24 protein-coding genes, 1 tRNA gene and 1 pseudogene are annotated in these 24898 nt (G+C 29.8%); 13 read left to right on the forward strand and 13 right to left on the reverse strand.

Going from position 1 to position 24898, the window contains the following annotated elements:
* Window positions 1-2: 2 nt before the first annotated feature.
* Both glcD and AT682_RS06410 read right to left on the reverse strand, forming a co-directional pair.
* A complete protein-coding gene (gene glcD, locus AT682_RS06405; protein WP_002882209.1) occupies window positions 3-1385 on the reverse strand; it encodes an FAD-linked oxidase C-terminal domain-containing protein in 1383 nt (460 codons plus the stop codon).
* 2 nt (window positions 1386-1387) lie between these two features.
* A complete protein-coding gene (locus tag AT682_RS06410; protein WP_002882208.1) occupies window positions 1388-2113 on the reverse strand; it encodes a plasminogen-binding N-terminal domain-containing protein in 726 nt (241 codons plus the stop codon).
* A 121-nt stretch (window positions 2114-2234) separates the two neighbouring features.
* Here AT682_RS06410 and pgp5 point away from each other — a divergent pair, with 121 nt between their 5' ends.
* Window positions 2235-3395: a peptidoglycan metallopeptidase Pgp5 gene (pgp5, locus tag AT682_RS06415; protein WP_002882206.1), complete on the forward strand. Its 1161-nt coding sequence runs from the start codon at window positions 2235-2237 to the stop codon at window positions 3393-3395.
* Here the strand turns inward: pgp5 and AT682_RS06420 are convergent.
* Genes AT682_RS06420 through AT682_RS06435 form a run of 4 tightly spaced genes read right to left on the reverse strand, consistent with a single transcriptional unit; the run spans window position 3392 to window position 7401 of the window.
* Entirely contained in the window at window positions 3392-3595 is a 204-nt protein-coding gene (locus AT682_RS06420; protein ID WP_002853612.1) for a hypothetical protein, read from the reverse strand. The two genes, pgp5 and AT682_RS06420, sit on opposite strands and share 4 nt — an antisense overlap.
* A gap of 1 nt (window position 3596) precedes the next feature.
* Entirely contained in the window at window positions 3597-4277 is a 681-nt protein-coding gene (locus AT682_RS06425) for a purine nucleoside phosphorylase YfiH/LACC1 family protein (RefSeq protein ID WP_002882205.1), read from the reverse strand.
* A complete protein-coding gene (locus AT682_RS06430; RefSeq protein ID WP_002882204.1) occupies window positions 4241-4852 on the reverse strand; it encodes a riboflavin synthase in 612 nt (203 codons plus the stop codon). The genes AT682_RS06425 and AT682_RS06430 overlap by 37 nt, the downstream gene beginning before the upstream one ends.
* An 8-nt stretch (window positions 4853-4860) precedes the next feature.
* Window positions 4861-7401, reverse strand: coding sequence for a translocation/assembly module TamB domain-containing protein (locus AT682_RS06435; protein ID WP_002882203.1), 2541 nt, complete (start codon window positions 7399-7401; stop codon window positions 4861-4863).
* Window positions 7402-7562: 161 nt separating this feature from the next.
* Between AT682_RS06435 and groES the strand changes: the two genes are divergently transcribed.
* Both groES and groL read left to right on the forward strand, forming a co-directional pair.
* Window positions 7563-7823: a co-chaperone GroES gene (gene groES / locus AT682_RS06440; RefSeq protein ID WP_002825273.1), complete on the forward strand. Its 261-nt coding sequence runs from the start codon at window positions 7563-7565 to the stop codon at window positions 7821-7823.
* A gap of 20 nt (window positions 7824-7843) precedes the next feature.
* Window positions 7844-9481: a chaperonin GroEL gene (gene groL, locus AT682_RS06445; RefSeq protein ID WP_002853460.1), complete on the forward strand. Its 1638-nt coding sequence runs from the start codon at window positions 7844-7846 to the stop codon at window positions 9479-9481.
* Between the two features lie 42 nt (window positions 9482-9523).
* Here the strand turns inward: groL and dccS are convergent, their stop codons facing one another.
* A complete protein-coding gene (gene dccS, locus AT682_RS06450; protein WP_002882201.1) occupies window positions 9524-10714 on the reverse strand; it encodes a two-component system sensor histidine kinase DccS in 1191 nt (396 codons plus the stop codon).
* The gene (gene dccR, locus AT682_RS06455; RefSeq protein ID WP_002882200.1) at window positions 10707-11372 is read right to left on the reverse strand and encodes a two-component system response regulator DccR; all 666 of its coding nucleotides are present in this window, start codon (window positions 11370-11372) and stop codon (window positions 10707-10709) included. The genes dccS and dccR overlap by 8 nt, the downstream gene beginning before the upstream one ends.
* A 147-nt stretch (window positions 11373-11519) precedes the next feature.
* Between dccR and AT682_RS06460 the strand changes: the two genes are divergently transcribed.
* Together AT682_RS06460 and AT682_RS06465 are read left to right on the forward strand one after the other, a co-directional pair.
* Complete coding sequence (locus tag AT682_RS06460; RefSeq protein WP_002859294.1) at window positions 11520-12119, forward strand: bacteriohemerythrin; 600 nt, start codon at window positions 11520-11522, stop codon at window positions 12117-12119.
* Window positions 12120-12129: 10 nt separating this feature from the next.
* On the forward strand, window positions 12130-12378 hold the full coding sequence (locus AT682_RS06465) for a ribbon-helix-helix domain-containing protein (RefSeq protein WP_002859295.1): 249 nt from the start codon (window positions 12130-12132) through the stop codon (window positions 12376-12378).
* A gap of 90 nt (window positions 12379-12468) precedes the next feature.
* Here the strand turns inward: AT682_RS06465 and AT682_RS06470 are convergent.
* From AT682_RS06470 to htrA, 4 genes are all read right to left on the reverse strand, one after another.
* A tRNA-Asn gene (locus AT682_RS06470) sits at window positions 12469-12543 on the reverse strand.
* A 91-nt stretch (window positions 12544-12634) separates the two neighbouring features.
* Window positions 12635-13882: an ArsS family sensor histidine kinase gene (locus tag AT682_RS06475; RefSeq protein WP_002882199.1), complete on the reverse strand. Its 1248-nt coding sequence runs from the start codon at window positions 13880-13882 to the stop codon at window positions 12635-12637.
* Complete coding sequence (locus AT682_RS06480) at window positions 13879-14553, reverse strand: response regulator transcription factor (protein WP_002777451.1); 675 nt, start codon at window positions 14551-14553, stop codon at window positions 13879-13881. The genes AT682_RS06475 and AT682_RS06480 overlap by 4 nt, the downstream gene beginning before the upstream one ends.
* 75 nt (window positions 14554-14628) lie before the next feature.
* A complete protein-coding gene (gene htrA / locus AT682_RS06485; RefSeq protein WP_002882198.1) occupies window positions 14629-16047 on the reverse strand; it encodes a serine protease HtrA in 1419 nt (472 codons plus the stop codon).
* Between the two features lie 199 nt (window positions 16048-16246).
* Between htrA and cbpA the strand changes: the two genes are divergently transcribed.
* From cbpA to AT682_RS06525, 8 genes and pseudogenes are all read left to right on the forward strand, one after another.
* Entirely contained in the window at window positions 16247-17140 is an 894-nt protein-coding gene (cbpA, locus tag AT682_RS06490; protein WP_002882197.1) for a DnaJ family protein, read from the forward strand.
* 15 nt (window positions 17141-17155) lie between these two features.
* Complete coding sequence (hspR, locus tag AT682_RS06495) at window positions 17156-17530, forward strand: heat shock protein transcriptional repressor HspR (protein ID WP_002853935.1); 375 nt, start codon at window positions 17156-17158, stop codon at window positions 17528-17530.
* A 6-nt stretch (window positions 17531-17536) separates the two neighbouring features.
* A pseudogene (gene kefB / locus AT682_RS06500) lies at window positions 17537-19115 on the forward strand (cation:proton antiporter domain-containing protein).
* Between the two features lie 9 nt (window positions 19116-19124).
* The gene (locus AT682_RS06505) at window positions 19125-19457 is read left to right on the forward strand and encodes a hypothetical protein (RefSeq protein WP_002865360.1); all 333 of its coding nucleotides are present in this window, start codon (window positions 19125-19127) and stop codon (window positions 19455-19457) included.
* Complete coding sequence (locus AT682_RS06510) at window positions 19454-20074, forward strand: HAD family hydrolase (RefSeq protein ID WP_002882196.1); 621 nt, start codon at window positions 19454-19456, stop codon at window positions 20072-20074. The genes AT682_RS06505 and AT682_RS06510 overlap by 4 nt, the downstream gene beginning before the upstream one ends.
* Window positions 20075-20129: 55 nt before the next feature.
* The gene (gene glyS, locus AT682_RS06515; RefSeq protein WP_002882195.1) at window positions 20130-22124 is read left to right on the forward strand and encodes a glycine--tRNA ligase subunit beta; all 1995 of its coding nucleotides are present in this window, start codon (window positions 20130-20132) and stop codon (window positions 22122-22124) included.
* Complete coding sequence (gene pgp3, locus AT682_RS06520; RefSeq protein ID WP_002882194.1) at window positions 22121-22942, forward strand: peptidoglycan metallopeptidase Pgp3; 822 nt, start codon at window positions 22121-22123, stop codon at window positions 22940-22942. The genes glyS and pgp3 overlap by 4 nt, the downstream gene beginning before the upstream one ends.
* On the forward strand, window positions 22939-23889 hold the full coding sequence (locus AT682_RS06525; protein WP_002882193.1) for an SAM-dependent methyltransferase: 951 nt from the start codon (window positions 22939-22941) through the stop codon (window positions 23887-23889). The genes pgp3 and AT682_RS06525 overlap by 4 nt, the downstream gene beginning before the upstream one ends.
* Here the strand turns inward: AT682_RS06525 and AT682_RS06530 are convergent.
* Window positions 23886-24860: a Ppx/GppA phosphatase family protein gene (locus tag AT682_RS06530; RefSeq protein ID WP_002882192.1), complete on the reverse strand. Its 975-nt coding sequence runs from the start codon at window positions 24858-24860 to the stop codon at window positions 23886-23888. The two genes, AT682_RS06525 and AT682_RS06530, sit on opposite strands and share 4 nt — an antisense overlap.
* Window positions 24861-24898 lie beyond the last annotated feature (38 nt).

The following is a 24898-nucleotide window of genomic DNA, read 5'->3' on the forward strand; positions in this document are numbered from 1 at the left end:
TTCTAAAGTCCCATTTTAAAAGGATTTAGTATATTATTTGGATCAAAAGCTTTTTTAACATTTCTCATTAAATTCATTTCGGCTTCAGAAAAAGCTAAATTCATAAAAGGTGCCTTAGAGAGTCCGATACCATGCTCTCCGCTTAAAGTTCCTCCAAGTTTCACTGTTAATTTAAAAATCTCTTCCACAGCTTCATAGCCTTTTTTCACCTGCTCTTTATCATTTTTATCAGGAACCATAACATTAGTATGCACATTTCCATCCCCTGTATGCCCAAAACAAGGAATTTTAAAACCATATTTTTTAGAAATCTCATCTATACCTTCAAGCAAAGTAGGTAGTTTAGAACGCGGAACTGTAATATCTTCATTAAGTTTTAAAGTTCCATACATAGCAATGCTTTGAGAACAATTTCTTCTAGCAAACCAAATATCTGCGGTTTCTTGTTCATCTTTTGCTATTTTAAATTCACTAGCTCCAGCTTCTAAAAAATAATGTTCTAAATTTCTTAAATCCTCATCAATAGCCTCTTTAACATTACCATCCACATCAGCAATCAAAATAGCTCCAGCTTCTATAGGCAAACCTTTATTAAATTTGCTCTCAACCGCTCTAATGCTAAGATTGTCTAAAAATTCCATAGATACAGGACTTACACCGCTAGCAAGGCTTTTATAAACCGCATTCATAGCACTTTTTACACTTGGAAAAATAGCAAAAGCAGTTTTTTTGAATTTAGGTAAAGGTATTAATTTTAAAGTAAGCTCACTTAAAACTGCTAAAGAACCTTCACTAGCGATTAAAATTCCTGCCAAATTATAACCTGCCACATCTTTAATAGTGCGTTTTCCTGCACGAATGATTTCTCCGCTAGGCAAAACAGCCCTTAAAGCCATCACATAATCTTTTGTAATGCCATATTTTGCAGCTCTCATTCCCCCAGCATTTTCGCTTACATTACCCCCTAAGCTAGAATACTCCATGCTAGCAGGATCAGGTGGATAAAAAAGTCCGTATTTGGCTACTTCTTTTTGTAAATGTATATTAATAACCCCAGGTTGCACAACAGCCACTAAATTTTCAAGATCAATTTCTAAAATTTTATTCATATGCTTTTCAAAAGCAAGCACCACCCCGCCATTAACAGCTAAAGCTCCTCCTGTAAAACCAGATCCTGAGCCTCGCGGTATGACTATGATATTATTTTCATTACAAAATTTTAAAATTCGAGCAATATCTTCTTCATTTCTTGGAAAAAGAACCCCATCGGGTAAATAATGTTTTTTTGTCGCATCATAGCTATAAGCTCTTTTGTGAATTTCATCAAAATAAGCGTTTTCTTCTCCTAAAAATCGTTTAAAATATTGTTCAAATTCTTTTTTCATGTTTATTGCACCTTAGGAAAATTAATCAAAGCATCATAATATCTATAATAATTTCCTATTTCTTGAGAGTTAAAATCAAAAAAATTACTTTTATATCCACCTATACGAGAATAAAAAGGAACCTGAACGCTAGTTGGCTTGCTTATAGGCACTTCATAAAGCTTATTAAAATCTTGACAATCTACAACTTCTGCTTGATTTTCCAAAGCCACAACCAAAATGCCAACCGCATTATCATCACAAAATTGCCTGAAATCTGAACGCTTAGGAGAAAGAGTGGCCGTTCTAATTAATTGTGCTCCAAAAATGTCAATATGGGTAAAATATATCTGCGGAAATTCTCTAACAAGTTCATTATAAGTTTGTTCATCAGGAGCAATTACCAATCCTCTATCATAAAGAAAATTTAAAACAACCTCATCACCTACTTTAGGTAAAACATTTGGCAAAGGCAAAGCATCTTGCTTAAGAGCTGAGAAAATGCTAAATTCTAATTTTGCCAAACCATTTTTTTTATCTATAACACTTGCTCTAGCGATGATACTTTGCGAATTGCTAAAATGTTGTACTACTACGCCACTTGAATAAAGTTTTATATCATCACTATCTTTAATATAACCATAAATATCATCAACTTTTACAAGTTCACTTTTTATAGGTTTTAAATCAAATCCAACCGCAAAGAGGCTAAGGTTTAAAGCTAAAAAACACACTATAGTTTTAAACAAATTTGCTCCTTAAATAAAAATTTATAGAATTATAATCCTTTTTTGTTAAGCAATTGTAAGAAAAATAAAGTAAAATATAGCTTTCAAATTTCAAAATTCTTTTAAAAATTAAGGTCATCTCATGAAAAAATTATTGCTTTTATTTATTTTTGTTGTTCAAAGTTTTGCAGCTTTAAGTGTTGAAGAGCTAACTTGGGATAATGGAGATACCTTGCTTAAATTCTTACAAAGAAATTCCATACCTATGTCGCTTTATTATGGACTTGATAAAGAAGATCAAGAACTTGCTTCTGATATAGCCTATAAAATAAAATATCAAGTTTTAAAAGATGAAAACAACAACATAGAACAAGTTTTAATTCCAATTAGTGATGATTTACAAATTCATATCTATAAAGATAAAGATGGACAATACACTCTTACTTTTACTCCTGTATCTTATCAAAAAGAAGATAGAATTTTACATTTAACCATTAAAAGCTCTGCTTATCAAGATGTCTATGAAGAAAGTGGTAGCAGTACTTTAGCTCGTGCTATGGTTCGTGCTTTTCGAGGAAGTATAAATTTTCGCAATATCCAAAAAGGTGATGAAGTAACCCTATATTATGAACAAAAAAGACGCATGGGTAAACTTTGGGGTGATATAAATATAAAAATGGCAATGGTAGAAATCAATAAAAGCGCTAGAGAAGTCTTTTCTTATAATGATATATTCTATGATCGCGATGGTAAGGAATTAGAATCTTTTTTACTTACAAAACCTGTGAACTACACTAGAATTTCCTCTCCTTTTACAACAGCAAGATATCATCCTATATTAAAACGCTATCGTGCTCATCTTGGTATAGACTATGCTGCACCTACTGGAACTCCTGTGAAAAGTGCTGGCAAAGGAGTAGTAACCTTTATAGGCACAAAAGGTGGTTATGGAAATGTAATTCAAATCAAGCATGACTCAGGTTATATGACTTTATATGCTCATCTTAGTCGTTTTGCAAAAATTAAAAACGGACAAAAGGTAAATCAAGGACAAGTAATTGCATATGTTGGTTCAACAGGTATGAGCACAGGTCCTCATTTGCATTTTGGAGTATATTTAAATAATAAAGCTATAAATCCTGCATCTGTTGTAAAAATCGCCAAATCAGAACTTAGTGGAAAAGCGAAAGAGAATTTTAAACATATCATAGCTGGATACGAGCAGGTTGTTAAAGAAGCCCTAGCCTCGAATCAACCTAATCCTCCAAAAGAAGAAGATTTTGAAAACTATATAGAATTTTAATTACTCAACAACGCTTTATCTTTTGCATTGATTAAAGAATTTAGAAGAGTTGCAAGCTCTTCTTTTTCTTTTTCATTAATTTCACAAAAATCTGCATCAATCAATTGTTTTACCAAAGCTTCATTTAACAAATCTCCATCGCCAAATTCTCTAGCTTTTTGAATGATTTTTAACACCCTTAAATCTTTTCTTTCATACATTTTAATCCTTTAAATAAACCACACTCACAAAACGCTTAGTCGTTTTATCACGACGATAAGAAAAAAAACTCTCATCATCAAAGCTACAAATTCCACAATCTTTAATATTTTCAATGCCTAAATTTTGCGCTTGAAATTTTACTAAAGCTTTTAAATCAAGTTTATCATCTTGAACAAATTCTTTAAATTCTTTTTTAGCAAATTCTAAAATTTCTCCATCTATTTCATAATTTTTAGCACAAATTCCAGGCAGGATAAAAAGATGAAATTTATTCTTATCTAAATGTGAATTTTGCATAGTAATTTGATCAACGCATTCTTTTAGGATATTTTCAAAGCTTCCTTTTCTACCTGAATGCAAAGCTGCTATAATACCACTTTCATGATATAAAATCAAAGGCAGACAATCCGCACTTAAAACACAAAGAGCGATATTTTTTTCCTTGCTTATAAGTCCATCACAACTGAGATTTTTTAAATTTTTTTCATAAATGATAACTTTATGAGAATGAATTTGATCCATAAAAACACATTTTTCAATATCTTTAAAACCTAAATGAGAAAATAAATTCTCATTATGAATTTTAGCTCTAAAAACATTATAATCCTTATCAAAAGCACAAAAAATACCGACTTTATCATTTTCTAATAAAGATAAGAAATTCTTTCGACTTCTTCCCATGATAATCCTTTGTTTTTACCTTGTAATTGTGCATAAATATAACGAGCAAGCAAATCACTTTCTATGTTGATTTTTCTACCTACTTGATAGTCTTTAAAAAGCGTTTCTTTAAAAGTAATAGGAATAATAGTAAGCCTAATACCATTTTTTAAAATTTCATTGATAGTAAGACTTACCCCATCAACGCCTATACTTCCTTTTTCTGCCATAAATTTCATAGCTTCTTTAGGTAAAGATATATAAAAATCCACTCCATTTTCATCTTTTTGAATCTTTTCAAGTATGCCAATAAAATCAATATGCCCTTGCATAAGATGTCCATCAATTCTATCGCCATATCTTAAAGCAGGTTCTATATGAACTTTATCTTTTAAATTCTCTATAACTATATGAGTGCGACTTTCACGAGAAAGCTCCACTTCAAAACCCCCTTCATAAAGTTTTGTTACACTTAAACAAGCTCCATTTACGGCTATGCTATCGCCAAGATTTGGGCGATATTTTGCTTTTAAGCTTAAAGTATTGTTTTGATAAGATTGAACTTTAGCAATTTCTCTTATGAGTCCATTAAACATTTTTTACCTTAAAAAATCTTATTTAATAATTTATTCACCGCTTTATCTACTTTATCACCTGTACTTTTAGCACCGTCACTCACACCGCCGCCTACTACATTTTTAATAGAATTTAACACGCTTCCTGCATTTAAATTTACTTTAGGATTTTCCGTAGTTCCTGTAATACTTCCTTTAAAATTAGCTCTATCGAGTTTAATATCAAAAGGCAAATTTAAAGCCCCGCTTTTAGAATTTAAAGCTCCTGATTGTACTAAAATATAAGAACGATCTGCTTGCATATTAAGATCAAGCTTGATATTTTCTTTTTTAATCAAAGCTTTAGCATTAGCAGTGCGATAAACATCATTGGTAATATCTTTTAGTGTTAAAATTTTTAAAGCATTGGTAATAAGATTTGGTTTTAATTTACCCTCTTTCATATCCAAATTAACCTCGCCTTCTTCGCTTAAAAGATTATAATTTGCCTTCACATCTGCCTTACCTTGATAAACATCCATAAAATCTAAACCTTGAGCCAGACTACTTAAATCCACTCCATTTAAATCAGCAAGCAAAAGGTTATCTTTAAGTGTGCTTTGAAGCTTTCCTTCAAATAAATTCGGACTATTTACAACAAAATTTAAATTCTTATCAAAACCTACCTTTCCATTAAATTCTGCCTTACCTTTAAGTTTTCTATCCAACAAAAAACCTAGTTTTGAAAAATCATTTATCTTTAGATTAAAATCCGAATTTAAAAGCATTTTGCTTATATCAAAACTTCCTTGTAGTTTTGTAAGATCAGCTAAAGATGAATTTAAAACAGAATCAAATTGAGCGATATTGTTTTTAAAATTAATTTTGGTATTTAAATCATAACTTGTATTGTTTGGAAAATTTTTATTTAAAATTTTACTTAAAGTTGCGGCATTTAAAATACCCTTAGCTTCTAAATTTGCTTTACCATTAAGATTGCTAAAATCGATATTATCTAAATTAACTTTTGCATTAATAATCCCACTGGCATAATTTGGCATACCTGCTATAACAAAAAGCTTAGATAAATCAAGTTTATCAATGTTTAAATCAAGTTTTTTACCATTTGAATCAGCCTTGATTACACCATCTGCCAAATTTGCATTTGCATTTAAATTTTGTATTTGAGTGCCTATAATATGAGCTTTTGCAGTAAGATCTGCCTTACCTTGTAATTTTTGTCCTGCTATAACACTAAACTGGGACAAGTCATCAATAAAAGCATTTAAATCTGTATTTAACTCACTATTTTTTAAATTATAAGTTCCTTGAAGTTTTTTGATATTAAGCAAATTTGAAGCAAGCAAAGCATTGTAAGCAATATTGCTATTTTTTGCATTTGCTTTAGCATCAAAACTAAAAATTGTATTTGAAAGCTCTATTTTAGCTATTTTTTTAAGCTCATTGGTGTTAATCTTTGCATTGTTTATTTTTGCTTCAAGATCAAAATTAGAAAAATCCAAATCCGCATTTAGAAGTTTAGCATTTAAATTTCCAGAAACCAAAGCTCCATATCCTGCAAGAGCTAATAATTTTTCCAAACTTGCTTCATTAATATCTGCAAAAATTTTATTATTTTTCAAACTTGCCTTTATTTCTCCACCAAGTCCAATAACTTGAGCATTTAAACTTGATAGGATATTATTTACAACGCTTACTTGACCTACCACACCCAAACTACCATTTAATCTAGTTTTTGTAAGTTTTTCAAGCTTTACAAGAGAAGGAATACTTAAATTAAAATCAGTACTTAAAGCATTCTTGCTAATATCATAAAGAGTTTTTTGGGTTTGTAAGTTAAGATAATCATTGTAAATTTTACTTACAGCATAAATCTTATCTTCTTTAACATTGGCCAAAATTTCCGCTTTAGGATTAGAATTTAAAGGCAAGTCTAAAGAAAAATCTTTTTTTATCGCCTCATAATTTATATAACTTGTATCAAGTTTTATGATAATATTTCCATCAGGTTTTAAATTCTGTGCTGAAATTTTTGCTTGAGCATTTAAAAAACCTTTAGCGTAACTAGAGTAAGATAAAAGATGAAGTATTTCTTCTATCTTAAGATTTTGCGCATCTAAATTTAAAGCAATAGGGCTGTAATTATACATTCTTGCATTTAAAAGTACATTTGAACCTAGTAAATAACCCTTTCCATCTAAAGTAAAATCACTTGCTTTACCTTGAATCTTACCGCCAAAAGAAAGGTTTTGATTTAAATTTAAACCTAAATTTTTAGCATAATTTTGATTTAAAGAAATAAGATAGTCAAGATCAAATCCAAGCTTAAAAGGACTCAAAGCTCCCTTAAGATTAAAATCTGCCATATTTGCGATATTTGCTTGCAATTCAAGACTTGAAAAACGTAAATTAAAATGCGTGATATTTACATCTAATCCCGCACTTTCTTTGATCTTTTTTTGCGCTATATTTGCCACTATATTATTACCAAAACTTGTGAAAAGTATGGTATAAATAGCAATCAAAAGCACAACAACAAAAGCTATAACTCCATAAAAAATCTTTTTCATTTTTATCCTTTAGTTTATTTTATAAAATAACTTTAGTCTATAAAACTAAACTTTTATAAATATTTTAATTTAAAGTATTGACAAAATTCATTTTTTATAGTATGATATTATCACTCTAAATAAAAGAGTGCTAAAATCAATATTTTTAAGGATGGACAAAAATGAATTTTCAACCTTTAGGAAAGCGTGTTCTAGTTAAACGCGTAGAAGAAACTAAAACAACAGCCTCAGGCATAATTATACCAGATAATGCTAAAGAAAAGCCTTTAATGGGTGAAGTAGTAGCAGTAAGTAAAGAAATCACTGATATTGCAAATGGTGATAAAATCGTGTTTGCTAAATACGGTGGAACAGAAATTAAACTTGATAATAATGAATATTTAGTTTTAAATTTAGATGATATCTTAGGAATTTTAAAATAATTTATAAAAAAGGATAAAAAATGGCAAAAGAAATTATTTTTTCAGATGAAGCAAGAAATAAACTTTATGAGGGCGTTAAAAAACTTAATGACGCGGTAAAAGTAACTATGGGGCCAAGAGGACGCAATGTTTTAATCCAAAAAAGCTTTGGTGCTCCAAGCATTACTAAAGATGGCGTAAGTGTTGCTAAAGAAGTAGAGCTTAAAGATAGTCTTGAAAATATGGGCGCTTCACTTGTAAGAGAAGTAGCGAGTAAAACAGCTGATCAAGCAGGCGATGGAACAACTACTGCAACGGTTTTAGCTCATGCAATTTTCAAAGAAGGTTTAAGAAATATCACAGCAGGTGCAAATCCTATCGAGGTAAAACGCGGTATGGATAAAGCTTGCGAAGCTATAGTAGGCGAACTTAAAAAACTTTCTCGCGAAGTAAAAGACAAAAAAGAAATCGCACAAGTTGCTACAATTTCAGCCAATTCTGATGAAAAAATCGGAAATTTAATCGCTGATGCTATGGAAAAAGTGGGCAAAGATGGTGTTATCACTGTTGAAGAGGCAAAATCAATCAATGATGAATTAAATGTAGTTGAAGGTATGCAATTTGACAGAGGTTATCTAAGTCCTTATTTTATCACTAATGCAGAAAAAATGACTGTAGAGCTTTCAAGCCCTTATATCTTGCTTTTTGATAAAAAAATTGCAAATTTAAAAGATTTATTACCGGTTTTAGAACAAATTCAAAAAACAGGCAAACCACTTTTAATTATCGCTGAAGATATTGAAGGTGAAGCACTTGCAACTTTGGTTGTAAATAAACTTCGCGGTGTTCTTAATATTTCAGCAGTAAAAGCTCCAGGTTTTGGCGATAGAAGAAAAGCTATGCTTGAAGATATAGCGATTTTAACAGGCGGAGAAGTGATTTCTGAAGAACTTGGAAGAACTCTTGAAAGTGCGACCATACAAGATCTTGGACAAGCTTCTAGCGTAATCATCGATAAAGACAATACAACCATAGTAAATGGTGCAGGTGAAAAAGCAAATATCGATGCAAGAGTAAATCAAATCAAAGCACAAATTGCTGAAACAACTTCAGATTATGACAGAGAAAAATTACAAGAAAGACTTGCAAAATTAAGCGGCGGTGTTGCAGTTATTAAAGTAGGTGCAGCAACTGAAACTGAAATGAAAGAGAAAAAAGATCGCGTTGATGATGCTTTAAGTGCTACTAAAGCAGCAGTTGAAGAAGGTATAGTAATTGGTGGTGGTGCAGCGCTTATCAAAGCAAAAGCTAAAATCAAACTTGATCTACAAGGTGATGAAGCAATCGGCGCAGCTATCGTTGAAAGAGCTTTAAGAGCACCTTTAAGACAAATTGCTGAAAATGCAGGATTTGATGCAGGTGTGGTTGTAAATAGCGTAGAAAATGCTAAAGATGAAAACACAGGATTTGATGCTGCAAAAGGTGAATATGTTAATATGCTTGAAAGTGGAATTATCGATCCTGTTAAAGTAGAAAGAGTAGCTTTACTTAATGCAGTTTCTGTAGCTAGTATGCTTTTAACCACAGAAGCAACAATTAGTGAAATTAAAGAAGATAAACCTGCTATGCCAGATATGAGCGGTATGGGAGGAATGGGTGGCATGGGAGGAATGATGTAATATCTGCTCTAACCTCTTATCAGCAAGGATTTTCCTTGCTGATTACCAATTTAATTTAAAAACACTCCCTTGATTTTCTACAGATTTGCAAATAATCTTAATATCATTATCATCACAAACTTTTTTTACCAAAGAAAGCCCTATACCAAATCCTCCTTGATCGGTATTAAATCTTGTATATCTATCAAAAATATGATTTAAATTTGACTTTGAAATTCCACAACCTGTATCCGCAATACTTAAAAAATTGGCTTTTAAAATTATAGAAATTACTCCACCTTTTTTATTGTATTTAATAGCATTGCTTATAAGATTATCAATCAATTTAGAAATTTGACTTTTAGGAGCAAAAATATTTGCTTGATTTAAATCAAGCTTTAGTGTAATTTTTTTTTGCTCAAAAAATACTTTAAAATATTCCAATCTTTCTTCAAGTAGTATTCTTAAATCAAATTTTTGTTTTTCTGTTTCTAGGGTATTAGGGAAATTATAAAAAACAAGATCAGAATACACTTGAGACAAACTTTTTGCAGCAAGCTTAATCCTTGTAAATTTAGCATTATCTCCTAAATTTTGATGCTCAAGTTGTTCTATACTCATCAAAATAACACTTAATGGGGTATTGAGTTCATGAGTTGAATCTTTAATGAAACGATTTAGTGTGCTGATTTTATCCTCTAAAGGCTTTAGAGCAATTTTTACTAAAATATAAGATATTAAACCCAATATGCAAAAAGCCATAATAGCAAAACCAAAAACTTTCGTTCTAATCCAAAAAAGATCTTTGCCAACATCTTCACCCTGTATTAAAATTTGCAAACCATCGTTAGTATTTACTTCTTCATTGCTAGTATGTCTTAAAAAATAATGATCTGCACTCATAGGAGCAAGGAAAAAAACCTTATTATCACAAATACCTCTACCTTTAAGCTCTATCTTTGCTTTTCTTAAATTAAAATCTATATTACTAAAAAGAATCTTTTTAGCATCAAATATAGCAAATTTTAGTGCTGTGCTTTGAGCAATATTTTTTGCACTTATATCTATAGGGGTAAAACGAGAATTTAAGATGCTTATAACAATGTTTCTATGATTTTCTCTCAAAGTGGCACCCTTTAAAACAACTAATTCTTCATATAATTTTTGATACCATAATGCAAAAAAAATAGTTAAAAAAATACCTGTAGTTGTTAGGTAGATTAATAAAATTTGCCTAATGACTTTTTTAGCCATAGCAATATCCCCTGCCTCTTTGATTTATAATTTTTTCTTTTCCTAAAATTTTACGTAAATTTTTCACATAAGCCCTTAAACTTAGCTCACTAGGCTCCTCATCATAATCCCAGAGTTCTTCAAAAATTCTCTCTGTACTTAAAAAGTTGTTTTTATTTTTAAGTAATAAAGACAAAAGCTTAATTTCTTTACTCGGTAAAGTCAAGGTTTTATTATTATGGTAAAGAATTTGTGTAGTAAATTCAAATCTAAATCCATCTCCTAAATCTTCAAAATCTTCATTTTTATGTGAAAAAGCTCTTTTAAGCAAAGCTTTAACCCTGATAGATAACTCGGCAAGTTCAAAAGGTTTTTTTATATAATCATCACAACCTGCGTCAAAGCCTTGTTTTAAATCGTTTGTTGTGTTTAAAGAAGTCATGAAAATTGCTGGAGTTTGCTTTCCGCTTTTTCTTAATTCTTTAAGTAATGAAAATCCATCTCCTAAAGGAACTTTTACATCTAAAATCCAAAGATCAAAATATCTTTCATAAGCCATATCTAAAGCTTCTTGCGCATTATCGCATAAAAATACTTCATATCCCTCATCGTTTAAAAACTCTTCAATGATCTCACTCAAGCTCAAATCATCTTCTAAAAGTAAAATTTTAGCAGCCATAATTTAAATCTTTCTAACTTCAAATCTCTTAAATATATATCATTGTATCAAAATTCTTATCAATTATTTAATAAAATTTCATTTTTATTTAATTTATTTTTATCTATAATCCTTTCATACAAATAAATTTTTCCTTAAGGAGTTAAAATGCTTCCAAAATGGGATAACAGCTATAGTGTGCACAATGCTAAAATTGATGAGCAGCATAAAAAGCTTTTTAAACTTGCTGCAAAAGTTGAAGTTGTATCAGATAGATCTGTAAGTAAAAATGAAGTCAAAGAACTTTTGGCTGAATTTTTTAATTATATGAAAGATCACTTTAATGATGAAGAAAAATACATGCAGCTAATAGGCTATCCAAATTTAGAAGAACATCGAAAAATACATAAAGAAATCATCCAAACCATGATTAATTTAATCAAAGATATCAAATCAACCAATGATCTTAAAGAAAAACTTTATATAGTGGCTAAAAAGTGGCTTTTAGAACACATACTATATGAAGACATGAAAGTTGAAAAATGGAGAAGTTCTTCTTTGTCTACAGATGATGGTGGCGATGTTAGCTTTGAAGCAGCAGAAGATGAAGATAATGAGCATCCACAATTTTATCTTTATACCTGTAATTGTCCTGGTAAAATTCACGATGTTCCTTATAGCATTCATCAAAAAATAGAATTACAAGGTCATAAATTTACTTGTAAAACTTGTAAACAAGCTATAAAATTTTACAAAAAATATTCTTAAGGAGGATAAAATGAAACGCAATGTAAAAACTTATTCTTTTAGAATGCCTTTAGAGCTTAAGGAGCGTTTGGATAATTTAAGTAAAAATCTTTCTAAACCAAAATCAACCATAGCAAAAGAAGCCATAGAGGCTTATCTTAATGAAGTTGAAGATTTTTCTTTTGCTGTTAATGCCCTAGAAGAACTTAAAGATGGGGATTATCAAAAGGCAAGTAAAAAAATAGATAAAATTGTCAAAAATCTTAAACAAACAAAATAAAAAACTTTATCACAATTTTTTTGTGATAAAGACTTATTAATTTTTTATATTAAAATACATTTATGAATATTAAAAATGGAGTTAAAAAAGTGGCTCCGGATGTAGGATTCGAACCTACGACCAATCGGTTAACAGCCGACTACTCTACCGCTGAGCTAATCCGGAATATTTAAAAGTAAAATGTGATTATAGTGAAATTAAAAAACTTTGTCAAGGGTTTTTTCACAAAAATGCATTTTTTATGTAAAAAATTAATTTATTCCTTAACAATAACACTTTTTAAATTTCTAAAATAAAACAAATTTACCCCATCTTCATATAAATAATCAAGCTTCATTCCATGTGTTTCTAAAATAGTATTTACAATATAAAGCCCTAATCCAAAACTTGATTTTTGTTTTGATCCTTGAGTAAAAGCTTGAGTATAGTATTCTAAAGTATTGTTAAGCTCAGGACCACGATTTTTAAAACAAATATAATCATCTATAATATCAATTTGCACAAACCCATCTTCAGAATGTTTAATACCATTATCTATCATATTTTTAATCGCCGTAGTAAAAAGTTTAAAATCCACATTTACAAAAAAACTTTCTTCCATAAAAATACGTATATTGCTATCATCTCGCATTGCAATTTCTTTGGCTTCATCTAAAACATCTAAAATATTGTATTTTTTTCTATTTATAAAAGCAGCCCCTGAAGTAATTTGCTCAATAGCAGCAAATTCATTAATTAAAATTTCAAGTCTAGTAAAAACCCCATTTAAACGCTCTTTATATTTATTATCTTCTATCATTTCTAAAGTTAAGAGCCCCTTAGTAATAGGAGTTTTGAGTTCATGCATAATATTTCTTAAAAAAAACTGACGAGATTGGTTTAGCTTTCGAATTTGAACAATGGCTTGATAAAAAGCTTCACTTACTTGTGAAATTTCATCCATCCCAGTGCTTACATCTTCTATATCATTAAGCTTTCCTTGGGCAAATTTATCAATTTGTTTTTTAAGCCTTTTAAGGGGTTTTAATTTCTTAAATATATAAATATAAAGCAATACAAGAATACAAATCACGGCTACAGCTATAGCTTTGATAATAAAATACCTATAGGTTTGATAATCTTGATCCTTATAAAGATAAACCTTTCCATCATAAATAATATTTAAATACACCTGTCTATTATAAGAAATAATCTCGATTAAGCCATTATTAACCTCAACCCTAGCTAAAACATCACCTCTAAAAAGAATTTTACGGATCTGCTTTGCTTCTGTTATCTCATCCATTTTATTATAATTTTTTGTCTGCTCTTCAAATTCTTTTTCGCTGATAACTCCTGCAAAATTTAAGAGCCTTGCATTAGCTATCAAAGAATATTTTGTATTTAATTCTCTAGTATAATTTTGCTGATCGTATTCTATAAGCCACAAAAAGCCTAGTATAACACTAACCCCAGCAAAAATAAAAATAAAAGTTATAGTATAAAAAATCGAAGATTTATTCATTGAGTAAGCTTATAACCTATTCCACGTATAGAGTGAATATATTTTGGAGTTTTTGGATCATCTCCCATCTTTTGACGAATTCTACTAATAATAACGTCTATACTTTTATTGCTAGAATCCTCACTAATAGAAGAACAATTATAAACAAGCTCTTCACGACTTACCACTCCACCCTCTTTTTTAATCAAATAGCTTAAAATATCAAATTCAGCATTAGTTAAAGTAAGCTCTTGTCCTTTCATGGTAATAATATGCTTATATTGATCATAAACAAGATCTTTTACACTTTTTGCTATGGCGCTTTTTGTATTTGAAATACGTCTTAAATGACTTTTAATACGTGCTTGTAATTCTTTTGGATTATAAGGTTTTGGTAGATAATCATCTGCTCCAAGCTCTAAAGCATTAACCTTATCTGTAATATCATGTCTTGCACTTGAAATAATAATAGGTGTATCATACTTTTTACGAATCTCTTCACACACTTCAAGCCCATCAAGCCCTGGCAAAGAAAGGTCTAAAATGATAAGCTGATATTCTTTTAATGCAAGCTTAGAAAGACCTATATAAGGCTCATGAGCTATATCAACTTTCATATCAAATTTTTCCAAATATTCAGCTGTAATTTCTGCTAATTCTAAATCGTCTTCTATCATAAGAATATTTGTCATAGTTTTCCTTTATTTTAAACTTAATTTTAATTTTAAACTAAAATTTATAACAAAAGGAAAATCCTTCCGTTATTTTTATTTAAGCACAAGCAAAGTCGCAAAACCATTGCGATATACCCAAACTTTGGTAAATTCTTTTTTATTAACTTGTTTTAAAGCTTGTTCTAAATCTTTTAAATTTTTAATTTCACTTTGTCCAACACCTATGATAATATCACCCTCTTGGAAACCAGAATTTTTTCCTTTGCTCTTTTCTTTAACACTATCAACCAAAACACCATTAACATCTTTTGGAATTTGCAAACGATCCTTAAGTCTTGGATCTAAATTTCTCAAACTCAAACCATCAATCAAATCACTTTGTACGCCTTTAGGATTTTCTTTTTCACCTTTAAGAGTAAAACTTGTTTGCTTATTTACTCCATCTCTTTCGTAACTTAATGAAATTTTTTGACCAATCTCTAAAGTTCCTATATAATTTTTAAGATCAATAGGACTTTTTATAACCTTATCATTAACTTTAGTAACTAAATCTCCACGCTTAATCCCTGCTTCATCAGCACTTGAACCTTTTTGAACATCAGTGATTAAAGCTCCTTCTTGATTTTTGTAAGCTTTTTTAGTATCACCTTGCAAAGCTGAAATAGTCACACCTAAAAATCCTCTATCGATCTTGCCTTTTTCAATAAGTTTTTTAGCTATATCCTTTACCATATTTGAAGGTATAGCAAAACCTATACCGTTATTTCCACCTCCACGAGAAAGAATAGCTGAATTAATACCTACTAAATATCCACGACTATCTACCAAAGCTCCGCCTGAATTTCCTGGATTGATAGAAGCATCTGTTTGTATAAAATTTTCATATTGATTTAAACCTATATTGTCTTTGTTTAAAGCAGATATTATCCCACTTGTAACACTAAAACCAACTCCAAAAGGATTTCCAAGTGCAAAAACAACATCTCCTTCCATTAAATCATCAGAATTTGTAAAAGTAATAGCTGAAAGATTATTAGCCTCTATTTTTATAACAGCCAAATCTGTTTTTGGATCTTTGCCTATAAGTTTTGCTTTATATTCTGTGTCGCTTCCTGGCAAATTCACTGTAATCGTATCAGCATCATCTACAACGTGATTATTTGTTACTATATAACCATCTTTTGAAATAATCACTCCCGATCCCAAAGAACTTACCACTTCTTTATCATTCTTTCCTTTTCTTTGAGGAAAATCAAAATCAAAAAATTGTTTAAAATAAGGATCATTAAAAAAATCATCCAAAGGACTTGGACGATTCGATCTTGTAATAGTTTTTGAGGTGGAAATATTAACCACTGATTTTTTTGCATCTTTAATAGAATCATGATAAGAAAGCACTGCATTTCCAGCAGCAGGATTCACACGATTAGCCGTTGTAGTTGATTCGTTAAAATTAATACTTGCAGCAAATAAAGCACTTGCTAAACTTAATGATAAAAAAATCTTTTTCATCTCATTTCCTTTTGTCTTTAAAAATAAATCATCTCGTAAAATATTTTACTGTCTTCATAGTATAAAACCGAAAATTTACAAAATTGTAAATAAAACCTTGAGTGATAAAAATTTATAAAACTTGATTGACTTAGGCTAAAGTTTATGTTATAATTTAATCCTTTATATAATCAAGTAAAAATTTTTAAGGAAATATAACATGAATAGTTTATACGAAACTCTTGAAGTTAGCAAAAACGCTAGTGCAGATGAAATAAAAAAAGCTTACCGTCGCCTAGCTAGAAAATATCATCCTGATATCAACAAAGAAAAAGGCGCGGAAGAAAAATTTAAAGAAATTAATGCTGCTTATGAAATTTTAAGTGACGAAAAAAAACGAGCTCAGTATGACCAATACGGCGATTCTATGTTTGGTGGACAAAGTTTTCATGATTTTTCAAGAAATACTGGTGGGGTAAATTTAGACGATATTTTAAAAGATCTCTTTGGAGGAGGCTTTGGTGGACGCTCAAGAGGGGGTTTTAACGGCTTTTCTTCAAAAGGCTTTAGCAGTGGTTTTGGAGGATTTGGAGGTTTTGAAGAAGAAAATTTAGACAGTAATCTAGAGCTTCATATTCCTTTCGAAAAAGCTGTTAAAGGCGGGGAACATAGTTTTAATTTTCAAGGCGAAACCATTAAATTTAAAATTCCACACGGTATAAAAGAAGGCGAGAAACTAAGAATTCGCTCTAAAGGAAAACAAAGCAGAAATGGAGCTAGAGGCGATTTAATCATTATTGTAAAAATAGAAGAAAGTCCTATTTACACAAGAGAAGATGATGATTTATATCAAAAGGTTGATATTTCTTTAAAAACTGCACTTTTTGGTGGAAAAATAAATATAAAAACACTCAAAGAAGGCAAGGAAGAAGCGACAATTAACATAACGCCTAATTCAAAAAATAATCAAAAAATTCGTTTAAAAGGTTATGGAGTGCAAAATAGAAAAAGTGATATTTATGGGGATATGTATTTGATTTTAAATGTTGTTTTGCCAAATTTAGATACTCTTGATGAAAAATTTATAAAACTCTTAAAAGAAAAATTACCTTAAAAAAAGGAATAAAATATGGAACACCATTATGATGAACCTGTATATTTAATCAGTGTTGTAGCTAAAGTTTTAAGCATACATCCACAAACCTTAAGGCAATACGAAAGAGAAGGATTGATAGAGCCAAGTAGAACCGATGGCAAAATAAGACTTTATTCTCAAAGAGATATTGACCGTATTAAACTTATATTGCGTTTAACAAGAGATATGGGAATCAATCTTGCTGGGGTAGATGTTATCTTAAAATTGAAAAACCAACTTCACGAATTTGAAAATTTAATTGATGAACTACGCTTAGAATTAAGCAAACAACAAGATAAAGAAGCGGCTAGTAAAGCCGTTGTCAAGCATAAAAATAGCTTTGATTTGATTTTTTATAAGAAAAAATAAAAAATAATGGATAATTTTTTAGAAATTTTTTTAATCACCGTTGCTATAGCTATAGTTTTAAATGTCATATTTAAAAAATTTGAAATTCCAACTATCATTGGATATATAGCTGCTGGAGAAATCATTTCTGAAATTTATCATTTAAGTGGCAAAGGCGAAATCACCCATATAGCCGAATTTGGTATAGTGTTTTTAATGTTTACCATAGGGCTTGAATTTTCTTTTAAGCATTTAATGGCAATGAAACAAGAAGTTTTTTTAAACGGCTCTTTGCAGATGCTTACTTGTGGCTTTGTTTTTATGCTACTTGCTATAGGAATTTTAGGACTTGGAGATAAAAGTGCTACCATAGTAGGCTTTGCACTAGCACTTTCTTCAACCGCAGTGGTACTTAAAATTTTAAATGATAATGGCGATATAAATGAGCAATATGGCAGAAAAGCATTGGGAATTTTGCTTTTTCAAGATATAGCTGTTATTCCTTTGCTTTTGCTTGTAGATATTTTTTCATCCAACAATCAAAACATAGAAAAACTCCTTTTTACCACTTTAATTTCAGCACTTATTTTAATCACTTTATTATTTTTCATAGGTAAATATCTAGTGGATAGAATTTTTAGACTCATTATCCATACTTCTTCTCAGGAAATTTTTATTAGTACTGTTTTATTTATGGTTATTGGAGCAAGTTTTTTAGCAAATTATTTTGGATTTTCTTATTCTTTGGGTGCTTTTATAGCAGGTGCTTTGATAGCAGAAACAAAATATAAACACAAAATAGAAGCAGACTTAATCCCATTTAGAGATTTGCTTTTAGGGCTTTTTTTCATAACTGTAGGCATGCAAATTCAACTTGATGTAGTGGCGCAAAATTGGTTTTTAATCATAGTTTTAACCCTTCTTGTAATGGCTTTAAAATTTGGCATAGTTTTTGGCTTTTTATTTCTTTACACCAAAAAAAGAGTAGCGCTTAAAACAGCTTTTGCCATAGCTCAAATTGGCGAATTCGCCCTAGCAATTTTTTCTCTTTTACAAGCAAAAAATATGCTTGATACCAAAACTTCACAAATTTTAATTGTTGTTTCTATTTTAACCATGATTATCACGCCTTTTATTTTAAACAATATAAGAAAAATTACCAATGTTGTAGAAGATATAGCACTTAATACCAACGCTGTGCAAAATATTGACAGCAATATCAAGCTTAAAAATCATCTTGTTGTTTTTGGCTATGGACGCTTAGACAAGAATGTACAAAAATCAAAACACAGTACTTATCTTGTTTAGAAGTGATTAATTAGTAGAACTTGAGTTAGTCGAGTGAAATGTCGTTTTGCATGCTGCTCAGAGAACTATATATAGAAGAATGCGACATATAGTACAATGAAGCTAAACTTGAAATTTATGTCAAGTGCTAGCTAATTATCCAAAACCTATAGACACCATCATTCATGTAAATGGAACTTTAAAAAAGATGCTTTTTTCTAGCATAGATGAAAATATACGCATCATTCGCTCTGAAAAAGTAATCGCTAGAAATTTAGTTCAAGAAGCGCTAGAATGCCGCATTCACAAAAATACCTAAGGAAGAATTTTGACAAAAAATGAAGAAAAAGCCTTACGCGTAAAATACCTAAGAAATCTTGAAAAATTTTTCAATGGTGCTATATCTGCACTTAAAAAAGAAGATTTTGATAAAACTAAATTTGAAGAAAGAATGTTAAAAAATGCTAAATTTTTTGAAAAAAATCCCGTGGTAAATCTTAACTCAACTTACGCAAAAAATCTTGAATTTTTTGTCAATGCTTGTTTAGATTTTTCCAAAGAAAAAAGCGAACTTTTAAATCTTGCCAATGCTTTAGATAAGCAAAAAAAACAAGGTGAGAAAAAAGAAAAACACAAAAATTATTTAAAGGATTATGAATGATTAATGTATTTTTTGATATGGATGGAACTTTAATCGATAGTGCAAATGCCATTTCTTGTACAGTCAATGAAATAAGACAGGATTTAAACCTAGCCCCACTTTCAAGAGAAATCATTATGCAAACCATCAATACTCCCAATATTGACTGGGCAAAAGAACTTTATAATATAGAAAATTTCCATCATTCTAGTTTTAAAGAAGGCTATGAAAAATATTTTGTCAAACACTATAAACAAAGCGTGGTACTTTTTGAAGGAGTGAAAGAACTTTTAGAATTTTTAAAAAACAAAAATTGTTTTTTAGCTATTGCTACTAACGCCCCACAAAGCTCACTTTCAAGCATACTTAAAAAACATCAAATCATTCCTTATTTTGATAAAATTTTAGGCGTAAGTTTAGGCATAGAACCCAAACCTCATCCTATGATGCTAGAGCTTTTAAAAAGCGAAGCTCCATATAAAACAAGCGTTTTTATAGGGGATAGTCAAAAAGATAAAGAATGTGCTAAAAATGCCAATTTGCCTTATTTTCATGCCAAATGGTATCAAAAAAATTTAAAAGAAAATGAATTTAGCAACGCTAGTGAACTTAAAGGCTTTTTGCAAAAGTATTTATAAGTTTTTTAATGAAATTTTAGTTAAAATTAGAAATAAATTTTAAAAAGAGTAAATTATGAGTGAATTATTAATAGAAATTGGTACAGAAGAATTACCTGCTATTCCTTTGCTAAAAGAATTAGCTAATATAGAAAAAAAATGGAACAATGTTTTAGAAGAATACCGCTTGGTAAGTGATTTTAAATTTTATTATACTCCGCGTCGTTTAGTTTTTTTTCATGAAAATTTTGCAGACAAACAAGAAGATAGCTTTGCTGAATTTATAGGAGCACCTAAAAATGTTGCTTATAAAGATGGAGTTTTAACTCCTGCGGGACAAAGCTTCCTGCAAAAAGCAAGGATCAGTGAAAATGAACTCTCTTTTAAAGAAATCAAAGGCAAGGAAGTTTTGTACCATCAAAAAGCTATTAAAGGTTTGCAAAGTCAAGAAATTTTAGGAGAAATGGTAGAAAAATTTCTAAAAAGTCTTAGTTTTGGCAAAAGTATGCGCTGGGGTGCAAATTCTTTTGAATTCATCCGTGCGATCCGTTCTATAGCTTGCATTTTAAATGATGAGCTTGTTAATTTTCAAAGCTATGGAGTAAAAAGTACTAAAAAAACTTTCATTCACAGAAGCGTAAGTTATGATTTGCAAGATTTTAACAATGCAAAAGAATATTTTGAACTACTAGAAAAAAACTATATCATCCTTGATCCAATCAAAAGAAAGGAAAAAATACTTGAGCAATTTAAACTCATAGAAAGTCAAAAAAATATACAAATTGGAGAAGATGAAGAGCTTTTAGCTGAAGTAGTTGCTATCACAGAATATCCTAATGCACTTTTAGGAAGTTTTGAAGAAGAATTTTTAGAAATTCCTAGCGAAGTAATCATCACTTCAATGAGAGAAAATCAACGTTATTTTGCAGTTTTTAACGATAAAGGCTTAAGTAATCATTTTATAGTAGTAAGTAATGCAGCATGTAAGGATTATTCAAAAATCATACATGGAAATGAAAGAGTTTTGCGTGCAAGACTTAGCGATGCAATGTTTTTTTATCAAAATGATTTACAAAATGGCTTAAAACCTGAAAAACTTGCCAAAATGACCTATCTTGAAGGTTTAGGCACAATGCAAGATAAAAGTTTAAGAGAGATTAAAATTGCTGAAATTTTATGTCAAATGCTCCATAATGATAAAATCGAAAATATCAGCACAGCACTAAAATACGCCAAAGCAGACTTAGCCACACAAATGGTTTATGAATTTACTGATTTGCAAGGCATTATGGGAAGTTATTATGCGCAAAAAATGGGCTTAGATTATCAAATTTGCTTAGCCATCAAAGAACAATATCTTCCTAATTCCGAACAAGCTCCACTTCCAAGTACAGAATTTTCAAGCATAGTAGCCCTTGCAAACAAGCTTGATACCCTTATAGGACTTTTTAGCATAGGAAAAATTCCAAGCGGAACAAAGGATCCTTATGCCTTAAGAAGAGCTGCCAATGGGATCATTAAAATTGCTTTAAATTTAAATAAAGAATTTGATATCCAAATTTTATTAGAAAAACTTTCAAATCATTATAAAAGCTTTGATATGCAAATTTTAAAAGATTTTATTTTTGAAAGACTTTATACTTTTTATACAGTCAATGCTTCTTTTGTAAAAGCGGTTTTAAGCTCACACAATACAGATCTTATCCATATCAATCAAAGCGTAAATGCTCTTATAAAACTTAGCAAAAAAGATAATTTTAATGAAAATTTTGCAACCTTTAAAAGACTAGCCAATATCGCCACTAAAAATCCTCATAAAGTTGATGAAAGTCTTTTTGTTCAAGAAGCAGAAAGTAAACTTTACAAAGCTTTTCAAGAAAAAACTAAAGCCAACTCTTTACAAGAAAAACTTGAAAATCTTTTTGCACTTAAGCCTTTTATTGATGAGTTTTTTAATCAAGTGATGATTAATGCTGAAGATGAAAAACTTAAAAATAATCGCCAAGCTTTGGTTTATGAAATTTATGCGGAGTTTTTAAAAATCGCCGATCTTAAAGAGTTAAGCCTATGAAAGCCTTATGGCTTTTTTTAAGCTTTACTCTTTGGCTTTTTGGAGCTCAAAATTTAGAACTCATCAAAGGTCAAGCTTTATTTTTGGAACTAGATAAGAAAGATTTTTTATCTTTGAAAAATAATGATAAAAATATTCCCACCTTTGCACATCCTAAAAATCAAGAAAAAATTCTAGCTATTTTTTCCTTACCTTACAAAAATCCCCCGCAAAATACAAAACTTATCGCATTTTATAAAGATAAAAAAGAAGAAATTTTCATAAAAACTTTAGAAGGTAATTATAAAAGTGAAAAATTGCAAGTTGAAAACAAAAAGATTTTTCCACCAAAAACCATACAAGAACGCATCGCTAAAGAATTAAAAGAAGCCAATGCGATTTATAGTTCTTATACTCCAAAAGCTTTATTTAACGGTGCTTTTAATATACCTTTAAATTCTTTTATCACAAGTGATTTTGGCAAAGCAAGAACTTTTAATGAAAAAGTAGCAAGTTATCATAGTGGAACGGACTTTAGAGCCGCCACAGGAACGCCTATTTATGCAGCCAATTCAGGTGTAGTAAAAATTGCAAAAGATCGTTATTTCGCAGGAAATTCAGTAGTCATTGATCATGGTTTTGGAATTTATTCACAATATTATCATCTTTCTAAAATCGATGTTAAAGTAGGACAAAAGATAAAAAAAGGTGAACTTATAGGACTTAGTGGGGCTAGTGGTAGGGTAAGTGGGCCGCATTTGCATTTTGGAATTTTAGCTGGAGGCAAACAAGTTGATCCTTTGGATTTTGTATCCAAATTTAATGCTATTTTTCAATGAAATTTAGTGACTTTTTCCATGCTTGGCTCCATGAAAGCTATTATAAAAATGCTGTAAGTATAGGAAAAAACGGAGATTTTTTTACTGCTGTAAGCGTAGGAAATCTTTTTGGCACACTTTTAGCCAAGCATTTTTTAAATTTAATAGATAAAAAAATTTTACAACTCCCTTTAGAACTTGTAGAAATAGGTGCTAATGAAGGATATTTAAGTCGTGATTTTTTATCCGCTTTGCTTGAATTAAGACCTGAAATTTTTTCTCAAATTTCTTTTTTCGTCATAGAACCGCATGAAAAATTAAGAACTTTACAAAAAAAGACTTTAGAAGGAGTGGAATTTACTCACAAAAATAGTCTTAAAGAATGCCATTTTAAGAACGCTTTTTTCTTTTGCAATGAACTTTTTGATAGTTTTGCTTGCGAACTTATAGATCATGATAAAATGGCATTTGTAGAAAATTTTAAACTTATTTTTAAAAATATGGATGAAAATTTAATCACAAAATGCAAAGCTTTAAATCTTAAAAAAGGTGAACTCAGTTTAGAGCTTGAAAATTTTTTTAAAGATTTAAACCAAACTTGTGAGAGATTTATATTTGCGGGATTTGACTATGGAACTTTAAATCCACAAAGTTTTAACTTAAGAATCTATCAAAAGCACGAAGTTTTTAGCCCTTTTGAAGTATCTTTAAAAGATTTTTTCGGCAAAAGCGATCTAACTTATAATGTCAATTTTACTCATCTTCAAAAACTCATCAAAGAATATGATTTTAAACCTTTAGCTTTTAAAAAACAAAGTCTTGCTTTCATGGATTTTGGTTTTGAAGATTTATTAGAATACGCAAAAAATAAAAACATTAAAACTTACGAAAGTTTTTTATCTCAAGCTAAAATTTTATTTTTTAATTTTGATGAAAAATTTCATTTTTTCGAATTTCAAAAAAACTAAAATTTTATATTTTTCATACTTGCTAAACAAACCCCCTCTCTTAAACCCTCATCAATGACTAGAAGTTTATGTTTATCAAACAAAGCATAAAACAGCAAACAACCTGCACTCAAATAATTTTTTCTCATCGTGCCTACTTCTTTTATAGCTTTTTTTTCTTCCATATGAAAAAGTTTAATAGCATAATTTAAAAAATCCTTATGGTAAAGTTTTTTACCATTTACTTTAGTTGCTTCATACTTTTCATAGCTTATATTTTGTTTTAATGCGCTAAGTGTGGTAGGAACTCCGGAATTTAAAACCACCGTTTTAGCCCCTAAAGAACGAAGTTCCTTTTTAATCATAGCCACCTCATCAAAAGCCCTAAAAGCTAGATGCTTTAAATAGGGATTTGCAATTAAAAAATGAATTTTAAGTTTTTTATCTTTAATATTTATGATAAATTTAGGATATTTTTTTATTAATTTTTTATAAGAAATACAAGATTTATAATAAGAATGGTAATTTTTTTCATAAAAACTAATAATACCAAAATCAAAACTTTTAAAACTTTTTCCAAAAGAAAGCTCACAAGAAGCCCCTCCTAAATCACAATACGCAAACTCTCCCCAAATTTTAAGCCTTCTTAAACCTGATTGCATACCTAAAACACTGATCTTAGCTTCACTTTTGGCATCTATAAGCTTAAAATCAATCCCAAATTCTTTTTTTAAATGGGCAAAAATTTCATTTGTATTGCTTGCCTTTCTAAAAGCTGCAGTCGCTACAGCTCTCGCTTTGCTTAAATCTTGCTCTTTAGCTAAAATACTCAAAGTATTTTTTAATCTTTGTATGGCTTCTTTAGAAATTTCTCCACTTTGATTTAGATTTTTCGCTGCCCCAATAACAAATTCATATTCTTTTAATTTATTTAATTTTTCATCCATTTGTACTGCTCTTAAAGTATTTGAACCAAGATCTATACCTAACATGACTTTCCTTATTTGATTTTATAGTATAATAGCAAAAA

This window comes from Campylobacter jejuni (assembly GCF_001457695.1).
Lineage (GTDB): Bacteria > Campylobacterota > Campylobacteria > Campylobacterales > Campylobacteraceae > Campylobacter_D > Campylobacter_D jejuni.

Coding starts and splice junctions, on each gene's coding strand:
- glcD (WP_002882209.1), bottom strand. CDS start 1,385: ATGAAAAAAGAATTTGAACAATATTTTAAACGATTTTTAGGAGAAGAA.
- pgp5 (WP_002882206.1), top strand. CDS start 2,235: ATGAAAAAATTATTGCTTTTATTTATTTTTGTTGTTCAAAGTTTTGCA.
- AT682_RS06420 (WP_002853612.1), bottom strand. CDS start 3,595: ATGTATGAAAGAAAAGATTTAAGGGTGTTAAAAATCATTCAAAAAGCT.
- AT682_RS06425 (WP_002882205.1), bottom strand. CDS start 4,277: ATGGGAAGAAGTCGAAAGAATTTCTTATCTTTATTAGAAAATGATAAA.
- AT682_RS06430 (WP_002882204.1), bottom strand. CDS start 4,852: ATGTTTAATGGACTCATAAGAGAAATTGCTAAAGTTCAATCTTATCAA.
- AT682_RS06435 (WP_002882203.1), bottom strand. CDS start 7,401: ATGAAAAAGATTTTTTATGGAGTTATAGCTTTTGTTGTTGTGCTTTTG.
- groES (WP_002825273.1), top strand. CDS start 7,563: ATGAATTTTCAACCTTTAGGAAAGCGTGTTCTAGTTAAACGCGTAGAA.
- groL (WP_002853460.1), top strand. CDS start 7,844: ATGGCAAAAGAAATTATTTTTTCAGATGAAGCAAGAAATAAACTTTAT.
- dccS (WP_002882201.1), bottom strand. CDS start 10,714: ATGGCTAAAAAAGTCATTAGGCAAATTTTATTAATCTACCTAACAACT.
- dccR (WP_002882200.1), bottom strand. CDS start 11,372: ATGGCTGCTAAAATTTTACTTTTAGAAGATGATTTGAGCTTGAGTGAG.
- AT682_RS06460 (WP_002859294.1), top strand. CDS start 11,520: ATGCTTCCAAAATGGGATAACAGCTATAGTGTGCACAATGCTAAAATT.
- AT682_RS06465 (WP_002859295.1), top strand. CDS start 12,130: ATGAAACGCAATGTAAAAACTTATTCTTTTAGAATGCCTTTAGAGCTT.
- AT682_RS06475 (WP_002882199.1), bottom strand. CDS start 13,882: ATGAATAAATCTTCGATTTTTTATACTATAACTTTTATTTTTATTTTT.
- AT682_RS06480 (WP_002777451.1), bottom strand. CDS start 14,553: ATGACAAATATTCTTATGATAGAAGACGATTTAGAATTAGCAGAAATT.
- htrA (WP_002882198.1), bottom strand. CDS start 16,047: ATGAAAAAGATTTTTTTATCATTAAGTTTAGCAAGTGCTTTATTTGCT.
- cbpA (WP_002882197.1), top strand. CDS start 16,247: ATGAATAGTTTATACGAAACTCTTGAAGTTAGCAAAAACGCTAGTGCA.
- hspR (WP_002853935.1), top strand. CDS start 17,156: ATGGAACACCATTATGATGAACCTGTATATTTAATCAGTGTTGTAGCT.
- AT682_RS06510 (WP_002882196.1), top strand. CDS start 19,454: ATGATTAATGTATTTTTTGATATGGATGGAACTTTAATCGATAGTGCA.
- glyS (WP_002882195.1), top strand. CDS start 20,130: ATGAGTGAATTATTAATAGAAATTGGTACAGAAGAATTACCTGCTATT.
- pgp3 (WP_002882194.1), top strand. CDS start 22,121: ATGAAAGCCTTATGGCTTTTTTTAAGCTTTACTCTTTGGCTTTTTGGA.
- AT682_RS06525 (WP_002882193.1), top strand. CDS start 22,939: ATGAAATTTAGTGACTTTTTCCATGCTTGGCTCCATGAAAGCTATTAT.
- AT682_RS06530 (WP_002882192.1), bottom strand. CDS start 24,860: ATGTTAGGTATAGATCTTGGTTCAAATACTTTAAGAGCAGTACAAATG.